This is a genomic window from Dyadobacter sp. BHUBP1, from assembly GCF_050587785.1.
Lineage (GTDB): Bacteria > Bacteroidota > Bacteroidia > Cytophagales > Spirosomataceae > Dyadobacter.
In genome coordinates this window covers 1-12,508 of record NZ_JBOBIH010000018.1, presented here as the reverse complement: position 1 = coordinate 12,508, position 12,508 = coordinate 1, and the positions used below count along the sequence as shown (strand labels likewise).

Here is a 12,508-nt window from a genome sequence, read left to right as displayed (position 1 = left end):
ATTCAACCTTATCAGCAACAGGCAAAATTTTTTGAAATAAAATAGCCGGAAACAAAAACGCTGCTTCCGGCCGCGGTGCTTTATGCTTTTACTTAAAATTATAAGCCACGCTCGATGTCGAATTCCTCGGTTTCTGCGGGTTCGCCGACCAATATCCGATGTAATATTGCTTGTCGGTAATGTTATTGGCATTCACTGAAATACGGAAATGACTGGCATTATAGAACACACTCGCATTCAGTAAAGTATAACCCGGAAGGGTAAATACGCCGGCTTTGCTATTGTCGATCACCTTGTATTCGCCAGCATAATTTCCACCGATGCCAAAACCGGCGTATTTCGATGTCCCGCTGCTAATGCGGTAAGTAGCCCAGAAATTAGCGAGGTTCTGTGGCCCCTGCCCACCGATTACACGACCCGGCTCGCTGTAAAAGTCTTCGGGATCACCCGAGATGACTTTGGTTTTGTCGTGACTGAAACCGGCGATCAGGTTAAGGCCGGTTAGCGGATTAGCCACAATATCGAGTTCAAAACCTTTACTGCCTACTTTCCCTCCCTGGTTATAATCGAGAATATTGGCCGGGTCGGGCATTACGCGGTCCGACACCTTGATATCGTACACCGAGAGCGTAAAAGCCAGTTTGTCGGAAAATAAATTGGTTTTAAATACCATACTCCCATTGATCGGCATGTTCCGGCCAGAACGATTTCACCCGGAAGTCTGTGCCGTCGGCATCCGTAACCCGGCGCATTATAGCCGATTTCACCGCCAAACTGATGATAGAGTTTCCTGGTGATCGTATTAATAACACCGCCATAACCATAGAAAGAGCCTCCAAACAGCGTGCTGGAAGGCCCTTTGATCACCTGAATCTCTTCGACATTGGACGGGACCAGGTTGCCGCTGGTAGTGCCACGAAGACCATTGTACAGCAGTGGTTGCGCTTCGAAGCTGCGTAATGCGAAGTAAGATGCCCCATCGCCTCCCCTACCGGTCGATTCCCATGTACGCGTAATGCCCGCCATATTGCGCAGGACGTCGTCGTAGCTGGTAATTCCCTGCTGCTTCATGATTTCGGATGAAACCGTGCTGTAAACCTGCGGGTTTTCGAGCTTCTTCAAAGGCATTTTGGCCACAATCACATTCTCGCGGTTCAGGTTGCGGGCTGAGACCATCACTTCCTGCAACTGCGAAGCATTTTCTTTCAATGTAAAATCTAGTGAGATAATGCCGCCAGCTTATGCAATCCGGGTTGAACATTCCTGACTTGGTATCTACCGTTGCGGTCGGTCAATGCGCCTTTTAGTCGTACAGACCTACCCGCGCAACCCCGCTGGGTTGCAGTTTAACCGCCGGATTACAACCGCCGGAACCAAGAGAAAACCTGGACGAATCCATAGTACTATTTTTCTGGCGTCCCTTTCACCAACCTTTTCCCTCCTTTTTCCGCCGAACGGGCGTTGTTTTCATTCGTCTTAAATGCATATGCTTCAAAAATCGTCACAAACATACTGGAATACCGCGCGACAAATAGATGGCTTGCAGCAAGCGACCAATATCCCTTTACCATTTTACCTGCATTTTCGGAGTCTGCCGCAGCATTGTTCCGCCGGCGACGATCCTCCTTCCCTCCCATCCGAGTGTTACCCGAATGTAAATTCAAAAAAATTTAAATTTTTTTAGACGTTTAATTTTCTAGATTTGAGCCAATTGCGAAATTTCCTGCATTTCCGCTCAAAAAATAGTGCTCTCAAAATTTGTTTGATAAAATCCCAATTGTACTTTTGCACCACGATACGGCGCTGCGGCAGACGGATCGAAACGAAAAAAGTCCTGAATATTAAGATTTCATCAAGGCGACAAAGTTTCGAAAGCGTCAGAAAAAGCGCCATTGACATATAGATCGATTCCGTAGCTCAGCTGGTAGAGCAATACACTTTTAATGTATGGGTCCTGGGTTCGAATCCCAGCGGAATCACCAAAAGCGCACTAATGTGCGCTTTTTTTGTTTTAATGGTTCTAAAAATCAGCATTTTAACAAAAAAGCGAACTATTGCTGATTGAAGTAAATTCATCCATTCGGTTACCGATTCAGTTACCCGTTTTGCTTCGTAATATTGGGTAACCGAAATTCCGAAAAAGCTTGTGAGATGGTTTTGAGGGCATCAATGTATCTGCCTGGCACTGCCGGGGAAAAATCATTTGATAACCAAAAAAAGAGTGGAGAATGAAAAGCAATCAGAAACTTTCGATTCTTGTTTGGCTGTTCAAAGCCAAAGCAACCAAAGACGGCCGCGCGCCAATCTATGCCCGGATTACTATCGACGGGCTCTCCGAAGAAATTGCCATTGGAAGAAAAGCATTACCCCAGTACTGGGACACCGAAAGCAAGCTGGTGACCGAAGGCGGCATTGAATCCAAGGTCACCAATCAAAAAATAGTGCAAACCAAAACGGACCTTGACAGGCTCTTTATGGTGCTGCAGACGCAGTACGAGCGTGTGACCCCTACCATGCTCAAAAATGCATATAATGGCCTGTCACCGTTACAATCAAAGAAATCTGGCGGGCAGGATTCAGGGGTCAAGATGATGCTTGTTGAGTCGCTGGATCAGTTTATCGCTGCTTTCGAGATGAAAGTACAGAAGGGCCTGCGGTCCAAAGAAACCGTGAAACAATGGAAAACCACACGGGCAAAACTGGTAAGCTTCCTGGGCTTCGAATACAAAGTGAAGGACGTCCCGCTCGCAGCCATCGAACATACATTCGCGGAAGCCTTCTATGACTACCTGACGTTACACATCAGTCAGCCGCTTTCGGAGATTACAGCCAAGAAGCATGTTAAGAAAATAAGGCAGATCATTAAGATTGGTGTCAGCCGGAAAGTGATTTCAAGCAACCCGCTGGAAGCGTTTAATTGCTCCGGCGGCGATAAGGATGTGATGCCCTTAGAGCTTACCGAAGTGGAGGCCATCTACCATAAGGCACTTTCGATTAAGCGGATCGCTCAAGTCCGGGACGCGTACATTTTTCAATGCTTCACCGGTCTTGCTTACCAGGACATTTATAACCTGAGCCCTGAGCACATTGTACAGGTAGGAAAAAAAGGTGAACGCTGGCTGATACAACAGCGGGGCAAAACGGAGGTAACAGCAATGATACCGCTGCTGCCGATCGTAGAAGAGATCATAGAGAGATATAAAGACGATCCCTACTGCAAGCTCAATAACCGCCTGGTGCCGGTTAATAGCAATTACCGATACAATGTTTACCTCAAAGAGCTCGCGGAAATCTGTGGCATAAAACGCGAGCTGAACACGCACCTTGCACGCCACACCTTCGCCGACTTGATGCTTAACAGCGGCATCCCTCTGGAAGATGTCAGCAAAATGTTAGGTCACAAGACCATCAGAACTACCCAGCGATATGCCAGGGTGCGAAAGGAAAGAATCGCCAGGGGGATGACGAAAGTCAGATCGTTGCTTTTTAACAAGGATGGGAAACTGAAGAAAGTAAGTTGAAAACATCAGAAAAGCCGGCTATTATCGGCCGGCTTTCTAACATTGATTTTATTTTCCTGAAATCTATCCGGATTGACGACGAACACGAGTCTTAATGCGAATCCGGCTGGTATTCGAGAATATCGCCGGGCTGGCAGTCTAGTGCTTTGCAAATTGCTTCCAGGGTCGTAAATCTGATTGCCTTAGCTTTTCCGGTTTTCAAGATTGATAAATTAGAGAGCGTGATATCAACCTTCGCAGATAATTCATTCAGTGAAATTTTTCGCTTCGCCATCATCACATCCAGGTTTATAACTATAGACATGACTTAGATGGTTAACTCGTTTTCTGATTGTATTTCTATACCCCTGCGAAAAATCTGACCGATTACCAACAGGGTGACGGCCATAAAGAGCCAGACGTCACCACTGCCCAAGTGCAAGGATTGGGTATCCGGCATTTTTATGCCTTGCCCGGAAAGCCATTTGACGTATTTGGCCCCCATCGACGAAAACAGCCCTGTCGCAAAAGTCAAATACGAAAGATACATCACTAAACTTTTCGTCTGGACACTAAACGGCTGGATCCAACTAATGCTCTTTTTCATAAGGGCCATAATGATCAGATAAAACATCCAGGCTTTATGTGCGGCCACAATGGCCGAAAGCAGGACAACTACGAAGAAATAACCCTTATCATTGGCTAATAGGTCCGACAGGTCCACCTGCTGCCAAAGAAACGGGACGACGGAGGGCTTAACAAGTGCAAAAACCGCATTAACGAGAAAGGCGCCCGCCTCAATGCAAAGCCCAACGAAGATAGCCCACGACACGAACAACAGGATAGCAAGCATCATTTTGGTCGAAATTTTCAATTCCATATGTTTTCAGGATTAATTGATATACCAAATGTAGGCGAATATTTATTGATAAACAATAAATATTCGCCTATAAACAAAATAGCAACACAAAAATGTTTGGCGTGCTGGCGTCTTTTCGGGCATTTTTTACCGCCGGCCATAGCGCCGCCCCCAGATCCACTGCCATGCCCGCATCTTCCAGTCTTTTAGCAACTTGCCTGAGCGGCTCAACCATGCCCTTGACTCATATTGGCTGAAGAATTGGTCGGCCAGGCCGCAGCTTTCGCCTTTCTCGGCAAAATAGGCCCGGACATGTCGCCTGGATGGCGGCACCGTGCTACCCAGGCCATCCCATTCATTTTTATACTTCATTTCACGGGCGTTTTAAACTTGTCGAACATCTTCTCAATGTCCGCTATGTCATAATAGATCACCCCGCCAATCCGCATATAAGCAAGTTGCCTGCTAGCGCGCAAGGCGTGCAGTTTGCTAAGCGAAATATCAAAGACACGTCTGACTTCACTTGTCTTGATCCATTTCTTTTGTGCTTGCGTTTTCGGCCCGGAGACAATCATTTTGATCTCTTCGAGCAAACCGATCCGAAACCGCTCCAGGTCCCCAACCGTGATCAGCTGGTATTCATTAATGGCATTGACCTCTACCCGCGTCCTGATTTCCTGTTTTGCCATAGTATTATTATTCATTAAAGTAAACTTTGCTGCCTTTTGGGGTCCTGGAGGGTACATAGCGTATATAGCCAAGCTCTGCCAGGTCCCGAATCGTCTTGTGATAACACGACAAGCTGTAAATTTTTGCCTTTGCCATAATATCGGAGCGCAATACAGTCAACGGACCGATTTCTGCACGACGCTGGCGAAGATAAAATAGCGCTGTGAACAAGGCGATATGACTGACCCCGACACGGGGATCATGCTCAATCCTTTCAAAAAAGTCCGTTAAAGCACCCGTTTGCTTTGGGTCAGCCAACCGATAGTCCATTTCTTTTTCCCAATTTAAGTGCAGGTTTTTCAGCCAGGCTTTTCTGCTGGCGGAAGTTAATTTGCCTGCCCTGCGCCTGTCCCGCTGTCAGTTTCTGTCCGTCATCCTGCAAGGCGCTTACTTGTTTGAACTGCGGGTTAGCAAGCAGGTCAACGGTCTTCTTTTCGCCCCGTAGTTCCAATGTTGCCTGAACCTTGTCACCGGCCTGTAAAGCCGCGATCAACTGCTGTTTCAATTCCGGCTTTTTCATTTCCTTCAGAGGCCACTGGTCGAGCATCTTTTGCAGGTCAAATCCGTACCCTGGATGGAATTGCTTCATCCGGTAATTTCCGTCCTGGTCATTGTCATTCAGATCGAGCTGCAGCCACTTTTCTCCACTCAGTACAGCGCGGCCTTCCATCAGGTTGATGACCTGGTTAGCGGTCAGCTCAGGGTAATGCTGCGCATCAAAGGACTGATTGAGCGTCTTACTGTCGTGCTGATGCTGCGCAGTGATCTGCGAGAGTTGGAAATCTCCCCGGTTATCCAAAGCAAAATGCAGCCGGAAATCGGCCCTTTTGCCCTGCATCGTATACTGAGAAACCGGAACGTCAAAGGTGGCAAAGCCAGTCCTCAATTTTTTGCCGATCTGCGCTTTGGGCACATGTAAGCCCATCTTTTTGATGGTTTCATGAAGGTCCCGCTCCTGTGATGCCATCCTGAGCTCCCTTTTGCCGTCGATTGCCGGCTGAAAGAGCTTTATTACAGCCCGCCTCATCAGCCTGAAAACGAGATTGGGATAAAGTTTTCTTTCCAGGCCCCGCTTTTCTGCGCGAAGCATCCTGAGCGTCGTGCGTTCGTCGGATGCGAGTCCCGCCGGATGACGCTGGAGGATCCGCTCAAAATGCGCCAGCTTCTCCTTTTGAAAGTCCCGGCTTTCGAGCACTGACGCAGAAAAAAGTCCGGCAAGGCGCTGTTCCTTGGCCTTCCATTGCATCATCTCTGCTTCAATGCGGTTAGTTATCGGATTTTTCATAACCTTTCCCTGAGATTGTTATTAATAGGCTATCCGGGTGACAACCCTTTCTTCCGGGCTTTTGCGACTTTTTGCCGGGGCGGAGATTTCTGTTGCGGGTCCTGTTTAGCGGCTGTGACTTTGGGTGGGCCTGGATCATCCGCTTTCTGTACGACCTGTTGGCTTTCGGATTGAGCTGTTGCCTCCTTTGCAGAACGTCTGAACCCGACACGCTCCATGTCAGCGTTATATTGGTTGATCGATCTAAACTGAGGGACAGCTTCGATGTAACGCCTTACTTCATTCCCCGCGATGGCAAAAGTGACTGCATGCACATTGCCTTTTTGCAGGGAAGCGATAAGCCTTTCTTTTTCTTTTGGGTCAGCCAGCTCTTTAATCGGGAGCTTTGAAAGGACTGCGTCAAGGTCAAAGCCCCAATTCTGGTGATAGCGCTTTTCCTTATAGTTGTCGTTTTTGTCCTTATCGCCAAAATCCAGCTTGACCCAGGCATGGTACTTTTCCCCTTTAGCTTCCAGGCGGCCATTGCCATCATCAATCAGCTTAGCGAGCTCCTTATACACTGAACGGCCACTAAGCAGGTTGTATGCCTCTTTAAGGGTAAAATTGTTGTCGTAGCCCAGGAAAAAAGATTGTTTAAGCGGTACCTGCATACCTTCCTGCTTAACTGCCAGGTCGTAGCTGTTAAAGAAGTAATTGTCCTGGGAAGACTTTTTAAAATGCAGCGTAGCAACAGCCTCGTCTTTGCCATAAAAGGCTTGGTGCGTAAGGCTGAACGTCATCGCGCCACTTTTGATCTGTTCTGCTAGCTGGCTTTCCAGCCCTTCCCCAAAGCCGGTATACTTTACCTGTGCCTGGAGGTAATCCAAATTCTTCTGGTTCATCGCAAACTCTTTTCTGTCGGTGAAGAAATAATTAATGAAGGGCTTATTCTAGCGGCGCCAGTGGCCTGGCCTTAACCAAGGTTTTGTTGCCGGTTTGCAGCTCCAGGTTGCGGCCGCCGCCATGCTCCATCAGCTGCACGGCCAGGTATTTTTTATCGGGTATGGTGTGTTTGTCAAATACAAAGACCATCACCTGACTGCCTTGGCCGGCAAGGCTTTCGGTATTCCCGGAGGTGAATACTGGGATCAGCTCGGTTTCCTGGGTAGCCATGCGCTTTACTTTCTTTTGGTCCCGGATAAAAAACCGCAGCTGGGCGATATCGTATGGAATATAGGTATCGTTGTCCAGCCGAAGCTGGTAATACATATGCTCACCCTGGATGTAGATACCCTGCAACGCCAGACGGATGCCGAACCGGTCTGCTGCAGGCCTTTTCAAAAAGCTTTCTGATTCTGCGACCAGGCAGGCATTCTGCTCAATCACCGCCTCGTTATCGGCAGACAATACTTTTGTTTCCTTGATAGCTGTGGCTGCCGCGCCGAAACGGAAATTCAGGTCCGCCGGGTTCTGGTGATAGCTGACCAGGAAACTGTAAAATTCGCCATCGGTGGTCACCACGGTCAGGTTGGTCTGCCCGAAATCTTCAGTGGTGGCTGCCTTTACCTGCAAGAGGTAATCTACGCCTTTGGCTTTTTGCACCAGGATGTCTCGGCTCCCTTTGTCCACGCTTTTAATGGCATACGGAAACAACAGGTTAGTGGTCTTTTGGGCCGTAACTGCCAGGGGTATGCTGGTGATCCGGATCGCCGGGGCGGTACGCTGGATTTGCTGTGCGCAAGCAATTCCGGCTATTAAGGTGAGCATCATCATCAAGACTGTGTTTTTCATCTCGCATGTGTTTTAGTGAAGTGAATGGATGGGATTAGTTATCGGTTTGTTTATCATCGCGCAATAGTACCTGGTAACCGGCTTTGACAAATACTTTGATCTGCCTTACCTTGTTGCCCAGCAAATTGCGGGTGATCTCGATACCGGCCGATGCTGCCTGCGCGCCGATGGACTGGTCGAAACTGGTCATGCCGATACTTTGTATCGCACGATCAGCTCCCTGTTTGGCCGCATCGCGGGTGATCGCGCCCGGCACATGGATACCCGACATACCGTCCATATCGAATACGGCAAGTGCTACCGGGAAAAGACTGTTCTGATACCGCACGCTGCTGACCTGCACTTTGAGCCGGTCCCCATCCAGGGATGCGGTACCGAAGACAAAATTGCCTTTGGGGATCAGTACGCCATTGACAAAGATGTCATCGGTAAGCCTGAGCTTGATCGTCGCTCCTGATACCAGTTCCTGGTTTTCGTGCACGACTGCTGCAACGGATGGCCTGTCTGTTTCCGCGATAGCGCCCTCATTCAAACCGAAAAACCCATTGGCAGCGGGCGCATCCGCTTCCGCATCACTGCCAGCCAGGGAGGTAATAGGCGTCTGCTTTTCAGAAGCTGCTACCGGATACACTTTACCCCGGTTCTGCTGGCTGGTTTGTTTGAGCCGCTGCTCGACCCGCTCAGGATGCTGTATGTCCAGCACCTTTTCGAGCATACCGGAAAGCTGGTCGAGTTCCGGGTCTGGCTGGGAACCGGTGCCACTATTGATACCGCGCATAAGGTCTTCCAATCTTGACAGGTCCGGCCCCTTGGCCGTCGGAAACGGGACATCCTCTTCCATAGGCTGCCGGTTTACCTGCTCATCAGTCGCTGCATTCAGCGACGCGGTCAGCTTGCTCAGTTTTTGATAAACCTGGGCCTCCTCGGGCGAAGCCGGCCCATAAGGTGAAACGGGAAGGGTGATCGTGCCGTAGCCGGGGCCTTTGGTCGCCAGGCCAAGCAGTTTACTCGAATCCTTTGCTATAAAGGCCGTGTCTGCCTGTGACCGGTAATAGGGATCGTTTTTCATTAAGTCAGCCAGCCGCATCGAATCCTGGTGTGCCTTTTCGTAGAAGCCCAGCTTGTCGAGCGGGTCTTTGTTTTCCAGGTTGGCATCGGGAAGATTGAAATTAAAGCCCTGCGGCGCTGCCACCGGCTTTTCGGTCTGCGCACCGGCGATACCAAGCGCCCAGAAAAAAAGGGTCACGAACGGGAGCACCAGGACCGGCAACGCAGTAAAAAGCTTTCGTTTCTGTAGGAACTTGGGACTTTGTGTCTGTTTCATAGTCGTTTAATTTTGAAAGTTTAACCCCGGATAGAGGCTTTTGATGAAAGCCAGACTGTCGGCCAGGCCCGGACGGTCGGCCATCAGGCTGTCGTAGAAGGCCCGGTCGGGCGACCGCGCCAGGCTGTCCATGTAGATCACCACGCGCCTGAGCCTTTGGATATTATCCGCTTTTGCTTTGATAGATGCGGAATCGGGTTGGGCCTGCACATGGGCAGGCACCTGTATCGGTGAGATCGACATTACCCCGGCCCGTTTTCCCTTCAGGCTGCTGGTAGCGACCCACACGCTTAGTGCCGTGCATGCTACACAGAAGATGGATAGCATGAGAAGACGACCCCATCGGCTCTGAGGCTGTTTGTCAAAGTCTTGTCTTTTGTCCATAGCGAATCTGATTTAAAGAGTAGCTGTGCTACCGGTTGGAGATTTTGATGTCGCGGTTGTCAATGGTTACCCAGCGCTCGATCAGGAAGCCGTGCGGGTTGTTGTCACTGCGGTTGACATTACGCAGATACCCTTCGGTGACCAGGCTGCGTTGAACGGTGCTGGTAGCCCGGGTGATCAGCTGCGTCCCGTAACAGCGGAAGAAGAACGGGTAACGGTTAATGTCCAGCTGTATGCTATCGATGGCAATTTCCTGGCTGACGTTGCCGGAAATAATACTAGTGTAGAAGCCCTTCTCTTTGAGGTTGTCATACTCTTTTTTAGCTGAGTAGTCGGCCAGGTAGAGGGATTTGCCCACATAGTCCCTGATCGCCTTTTCATCTGGTGACAAGGTGAAGAACAGCCTGTGGAAGGTCTTAATATGGTCGCGTGCTTCGACGGGGATGTTTTCGCGCCGCTCTTCTGCGACCGCTTCAAGCGCTTTCCCGTTTGCCAGGATATAGATCTTGCTCTGGACATCGGTCACCATCTGATAGCTCTTATAGAAGGCAAAACAGCAAAGCAGGACACATCCGGCAACGACCACGAGTGTAAAGACACGGATGTGACGGAAGGCGGTGTCGATATTTTTGGTCTTGGTAAACATTATAGCTTTGTTTTAGATGGTCATGACTCTTTGCTTTTACCCGAGATCTTATCGGCCGCAGCCGCACCGCCGTAGCCGATCGCACGACCGATAGCGCCGGATGTGCCCGAGCCGGACGCACCGGAGTACCCTTCCCGGATGTAGCCGGGCACGCCCGCGATAGCGCCTGCCGTACTGGCAGCCCTGCCGCCCACCGACGTAGCGGTGCTGGTAGATATGCGGGTTACCTTTTGGCCGAATGCGCCCATCCCGCCTGCGTTGACCACGAAGTTGGCCACCGATGGCACCGTAAAATAGCCTACGATACCAATGATGAGAAACACGAGGTATGCGGTATCTTTGGCTGAGAAGTAGGTGGCGCCCGCCTGCTTGATCTGCTCTAAATCCAGCTTGATCATATACTCCTGAACTTTACCGATGATTGCCCCGAAGATGTTTGCGATCGGCAGCCAGAGGAATACGTTGATATAGCGTGCTATCCAGGCAGTCAGGCTGTGCTGGAAGCCGTCAAAGACAGCGATGCCAAACACGAGCGGCCCCAGGATCGCCAGGATGATCAACTGAAAGGTGCGTAGCGTATTGATACAAAGGGCAGCGGCCTGGAAAAGCACTTGTAAAATCTCTGACATCCATTCCTTGATCGAGTTACGGAAATTGTAGCCCGCCTTAGCCATGGCAAACTTGATGTCGTTACCCACAGAGGCAAACATGCCCTGCTCGGAAGGGTCTTCACCCGAATGGGTGTATTTGTACCAGCGGTCAAAGTCCCCGTTGCCATCTGCACCGACGTACATCAGCCAATAGTCTGTTTTTTTGAGCGCCTCTTCCTTCTGTTTCAGCAACAGTGCAACGGCTTTGTCCGAGCCTTCCACCATTTGGGCAGTACCGGTAACAGTTGGCTTCATAACGCCGTTAATTAACCCGATTACAGATGGAAATATCATGATGGCAAAGCCCAACAAACGGGCGCAGCAGCGGATAAATGTCTATCGGCTCGGCATTGGCAATATGCCGCCAGACCCGGTAAGCGATGTACCACATCGCGGCAAAGCCGGCGATGCCCCGGCCAACGCCAATCAGCTTGCCGCTCATCGTCATCATTTCGCCGTACAGCTGGTCAAGGACTACTTGCAGTCCCTTGATCTCGCCCGCGATACCTTGCGCCAAGGCCAATTCAGGCAATAACAATCCTATGCTCATGCAGAGCATGATCTTTAAAATACTTTTCATAATAGCTGCTTAAAGTGCTTTACGGTAAACCTTGTAGTTTCTCAATCGTAGCTGCATCATGCTTGTCTTTGGCGCGTTGGGCTGCCAGTACGGAAGCCTGCCCGTTGAAATGCCTTAGAAAAACCAGTTTTTCTTCCATGTCCGCATAAATCCCGTCGATGGCTTTGAGCCGCTCGTCATCGGACATCCTTAGCTTATCTGCCGTGACCACACTCGCCAGCTCGTCCAGGTTTCTAAGGCTAAGCTTGATCAAATTTTCGTACACTTCCGAAAGGTACCTGAGTTCCTCTTCTGTCAGGTTACCCTGCTGCCGGAAACGGTTATACGCCGCCTGTTGCTCCCGGAGCAGTTTTAGCTGGTAATCAACAATCCCTGCTACCTTATAGTAGTTTTTTACCTTCGGATTTACTTCCCAAAGTGCGTCCAGGAAAGCTTTATGTAACTTAAAATTGCCTTCAGACAGGTTCTTGATCGTCGTGTAGCCCTTAAAGAGGATGTCATAGCCCTTTTTCAAATCTTCCAGTATCTGTTTAAACTGCCGGAGCTTTTCAATATTTAAGATCAGCTGGGCTATTTCGTTTGCCTGAGCGTTCGCTTTGTTAGCACCAGCGCCCGCAATGAGCATCAACATCAGTATGATTATCTTTTTCATAGCCGTCCTATTTTAATCCGTTTATTGCCTTCATTATCTCGGCTGACTGCTGGTCACGCTCACGGCCGGCGGCCATCACCATGACCTGCCCGGTAAAGCCCTTGCAAAACGTGTAGTTGTCCTGCATGG

General features: G+C 49.7%; 18 protein-coding genes and 1 tRNA gene. 2 read left to right on the top strand and 17 right to left on the bottom strand.

The window, feature by feature from the left end; genetic code table 11:
- Nucleotides 1–88: 88 nt before the first annotated feature.
- From ACQ4MZ_RS31045 to ACQ4MZ_RS31035, 3 genes are all read right to left on the bottom strand, one after another.
- Complete coding sequence (locus ACQ4MZ_RS31045) at nucleotides 89–673, bottom strand: TonB-dependent receptor domain-containing protein (RefSeq protein ID WP_430851892.1); 585 nt, start codon at nucleotides 671–673, stop codon at nucleotides 89–91.
- A complete protein-coding gene (locus tag ACQ4MZ_RS31040; RefSeq protein WP_430851890.1) occupies nucleotides 592–1,209 on the bottom strand; it encodes a TonB-dependent receptor plug domain-containing protein in 618 nt (205 codons plus the stop codon). Before ACQ4MZ_RS31040 ends, ACQ4MZ_RS31045 begins: the two co-directional genes overlap by 82 nt.
- Nucleotides 1,210–1,403: 194 nt before the next feature.
- Complete coding sequence (locus tag ACQ4MZ_RS31035; RefSeq protein WP_430851888.1) at nucleotides 1,404–1,664, bottom strand: hypothetical protein; 261 nt, start codon at nucleotides 1,662–1,664, stop codon at nucleotides 1,404–1,406.
- A gap of 242 nt (nucleotides 1,665–1,906) precedes the next feature.
- Here ACQ4MZ_RS31035 and ACQ4MZ_RS31030 point away from each other — a divergent pair.
- Together ACQ4MZ_RS31030 and ACQ4MZ_RS31025 are read left to right on the top strand one after the other, a co-directional pair.
- Nucleotides 1,907–1,982 (top strand) — tRNA-Lys (locus ACQ4MZ_RS31030).
- A 246-nt stretch (nucleotides 1,983–2,228) separates the two neighbouring features.
- Complete coding sequence (locus tag ACQ4MZ_RS31025) at nucleotides 2,229–3,521, top strand: site-specific integrase (RefSeq protein WP_430851886.1); 1,293 nt, start codon at nucleotides 2,229–2,231, stop codon at nucleotides 3,519–3,521.
- Nucleotides 3,522–3,612: 91 nt separating this feature from the next.
- On the opposite strand, the gene ACQ4MZ_RS31020 is transcribed toward ACQ4MZ_RS31025, so the two are convergent.
- The 14 genes from ACQ4MZ_RS31020 to ACQ4MZ_RS30955 all read right to left on the bottom strand — a co-directional run bounded on the left by ACQ4MZ_RS31020 (nucleotide 3,613) and on the right by ACQ4MZ_RS30955 (nucleotide 12,379).
- Nucleotides 3,613–3,825 carry a helix-turn-helix domain-containing protein gene (locus tag ACQ4MZ_RS31020; protein WP_430851884.1) on the bottom strand — a complete coding sequence of 71 codons (213 nt, stop codon included), beginning with the start codon at nucleotides 3,823–3,825 and terminating at the stop codon, nucleotides 3,613–3,615.
- A gap of 3 nt (nucleotides 3,826–3,828) precedes the next feature.
- Nucleotides 3,829–4,380 (bottom strand): DUF2975 domain-containing protein, encoded by a 552-nt coding sequence (locus ACQ4MZ_RS31015; RefSeq protein WP_430851882.1) that lies wholly within the window; start codon nucleotides 4,378–4,380, stop codon nucleotides 3,829–3,831.
- Between the two features lie 126 nt (nucleotides 4,381–4,506).
- Nucleotides 4,507–4,731, bottom strand: a complete 225-nt coding sequence (locus ACQ4MZ_RS31010) for a hypothetical protein (RefSeq protein WP_430851880.1) — start codon at nucleotides 4,729–4,731, stop codon at nucleotides 4,507–4,509.
- The gene (locus tag ACQ4MZ_RS31005) at nucleotides 4,728–5,048 is read right to left on the bottom strand and encodes a helix-turn-helix domain-containing protein (protein ID WP_430851878.1); all 321 of its coding nucleotides are present in this window, start codon (nucleotides 5,046–5,048) and stop codon (nucleotides 4,728–4,730) included. The genes ACQ4MZ_RS31010 and ACQ4MZ_RS31005 overlap by 4 nt, the downstream gene beginning before the upstream one ends.
- Before the next feature lie 7 nt (nucleotides 5,049–5,055).
- Nucleotides 5,056–5,358 (bottom strand): hypothetical protein, encoded by a 303-nt coding sequence (locus ACQ4MZ_RS31000; RefSeq protein ID WP_430851876.1) that lies wholly within the window; start codon nucleotides 5,356–5,358, stop codon nucleotides 5,056–5,058.
- A complete protein-coding gene (locus ACQ4MZ_RS30995; RefSeq protein ID WP_430851874.1) occupies nucleotides 5,339–6,373 on the bottom strand; it encodes a hypothetical protein in 1,035 nt (344 codons plus the stop codon). The genes ACQ4MZ_RS31000 and ACQ4MZ_RS30995 overlap by 20 nt, the downstream gene beginning before the upstream one ends.
- Before the next feature lie 29 nt (nucleotides 6,374–6,402).
- Nucleotides 6,403–7,254 (bottom strand): hypothetical protein, encoded by an 852-nt coding sequence (locus ACQ4MZ_RS30990; protein WP_430851872.1) that lies wholly within the window; start codon nucleotides 7,252–7,254, stop codon nucleotides 6,403–6,405.
- 43 nt (nucleotides 7,255–7,297) lie between these two features.
- Entirely contained in the window at nucleotides 7,298–8,143 is an 846-nt protein-coding gene (traN, locus tag ACQ4MZ_RS30985) for a conjugative transposon protein TraN (protein WP_430851870.1), read from the bottom strand.
- 34 nt (nucleotides 8,144–8,177) lie between these two features.
- Nucleotides 8,178–9,467 (bottom strand): conjugative transposon protein TraM, encoded by a 1,290-nt coding sequence (gene traM, locus ACQ4MZ_RS30980; RefSeq protein WP_430851868.1) that lies wholly within the window; start codon nucleotides 9,465–9,467, stop codon nucleotides 8,178–8,180.
- A 6-nt stretch (nucleotides 9,468–9,473) separates the two neighbouring features.
- The gene (locus ACQ4MZ_RS30975; RefSeq protein ID WP_430851866.1) at nucleotides 9,474–9,851 is read right to left on the bottom strand and encodes a hypothetical protein; all 378 of its coding nucleotides are present in this window, start codon (nucleotides 9,849–9,851) and stop codon (nucleotides 9,474–9,476) included.
- A gap of 28 nt (nucleotides 9,852–9,879) precedes the next feature.
- The gene (gene traK, locus ACQ4MZ_RS30970) at nucleotides 9,880–10,497 is read right to left on the bottom strand and encodes a conjugative transposon protein TraK (RefSeq protein WP_430851864.1); all 618 of its coding nucleotides are present in this window, start codon (nucleotides 10,495–10,497) and stop codon (nucleotides 9,880–9,882) included.
- A gap of 20 nt (nucleotides 10,498–10,517) precedes the next feature.
- A complete protein-coding gene (locus ACQ4MZ_RS30965; RefSeq protein WP_430851862.1) occupies nucleotides 10,518–11,402 on the bottom strand; it encodes a hypothetical protein in 885 nt (294 codons plus the stop codon).
- 7 nt (nucleotides 11,403–11,409) lie between these two features.
- On the bottom strand, nucleotides 11,410–11,727 hold the full coding sequence (locus ACQ4MZ_RS30960) for a hypothetical protein (protein WP_430851860.1): 318 nt from the start codon (nucleotides 11,725–11,727) through the stop codon (nucleotides 11,410–11,412).
- Nucleotides 11,728–11,746: 19 nt separating this feature from the next.
- Complete coding sequence (locus ACQ4MZ_RS30955) at nucleotides 11,747–12,379, bottom strand: TerB family tellurite resistance protein (protein WP_430851858.1); 633 nt, start codon at nucleotides 12,377–12,379, stop codon at nucleotides 11,747–11,749.
- Nucleotides 12,380–12,508: the final 129 nt, after the last annotated feature.

What these genes read in the sequence shown, in the direction of transcription:
- ACQ4MZ_RS31045 (WP_430851892.1), bottom strand. Translation starts at nt 673, where the DNA reads ATGGTATTTAAAACCAATTTATTTTCCGACAAACTGGCTTTTACGCTC.
- ACQ4MZ_RS31000 (WP_430851876.1), bottom strand. Translation starts at nt 5,358, where the DNA reads ATGGACTATCGGTTGGCTGACCCAAAGCAAACGGGTGCTTTAACGGAC.
- traK (WP_430851864.1), bottom strand. Translation starts at nt 10,497, where the DNA reads ATGTTTACCAAGACCAAAAATATCGACACCGCCTTCCGTCACATCCGT.
- ACQ4MZ_RS30995 (WP_430851874.1), bottom strand. Translation starts at nt 6,373, where the DNA reads ATGAAAAATCCGATAACTAACCGCATTGAAGCAGAGATGATGCAATGG.
- ACQ4MZ_RS30960 (WP_430851860.1), bottom strand. Translation starts at nt 11,727, where the DNA reads ATGAAAAGTATTTTAAAGATCATGCTCTGCATGAGCATAGGATTGTTA.
- traM (WP_430851868.1), bottom strand. Translation starts at nt 9,467, where the DNA reads ATGAAACAGACACAAAGTCCCAAGTTCCTACAGAAACGAAAGCTTTTT.
- ACQ4MZ_RS30990 (WP_430851872.1), bottom strand. Translation starts at nt 7,254, where the DNA reads ATGAACCAGAAGAATTTGGATTACCTCCAGGCACAGGTAAAGTATACC.
- ACQ4MZ_RS30955 (WP_430851858.1), bottom strand. Translation starts at nt 12,379, where the DNA reads ATGAAAAAGATAATCATACTGATGTTGATGCTCATTGCGGGCGCTGGT.
- traN (WP_430851870.1), bottom strand. Translation starts at nt 8,143, where the DNA reads ATGAAAAACACAGTCTTGATGATGATGCTCACCTTAATAGCCGGAATT.
- ACQ4MZ_RS31025 (WP_430851886.1), top strand. Translation starts at nt 2,229, where the DNA reads ATGAAAAGCAATCAGAAACTTTCGATTCTTGTTTGGCTGTTCAAAGCC.
- ACQ4MZ_RS30975 (WP_430851866.1), bottom strand. Translation starts at nt 9,851, where the DNA reads ATGGACAAAAGACAAGACTTTGACAAACAGCCTCAGAGCCGATGGGGT.
- ACQ4MZ_RS31015 (WP_430851882.1), bottom strand. Translation starts at nt 4,380, where the DNA reads ATGGAATTGAAAATTTCGACCAAAATGATGCTTGCTATCCTGTTGTTC.
- ACQ4MZ_RS31020 (WP_430851884.1), bottom strand. Translation starts at nt 3,825, where the DNA reads ATGTCTATAGTTATAAACCTGGATGTGATGATGGCGAAGCGAAAAATT.
- ACQ4MZ_RS30965 (WP_430851862.1), bottom strand. Translation starts at nt 11,402, where the DNA reads ATGAAGCCAACTGTTACCGGTACTGCCCAAATGGTGGAAGGCTCGGAC.
- ACQ4MZ_RS31005 (WP_430851878.1), bottom strand. Translation starts at nt 5,048, where the DNA reads ATGGCAAAACAGGAAATCAGGACGCGGGTAGAGGTCAATGCCATTAAT.
- ACQ4MZ_RS31010 (WP_430851880.1), bottom strand. Translation starts at nt 4,731, where the DNA reads ATGAAGTATAAAAATGAATGGGATGGCCTGGGTAGCACGGTGCCGCCA.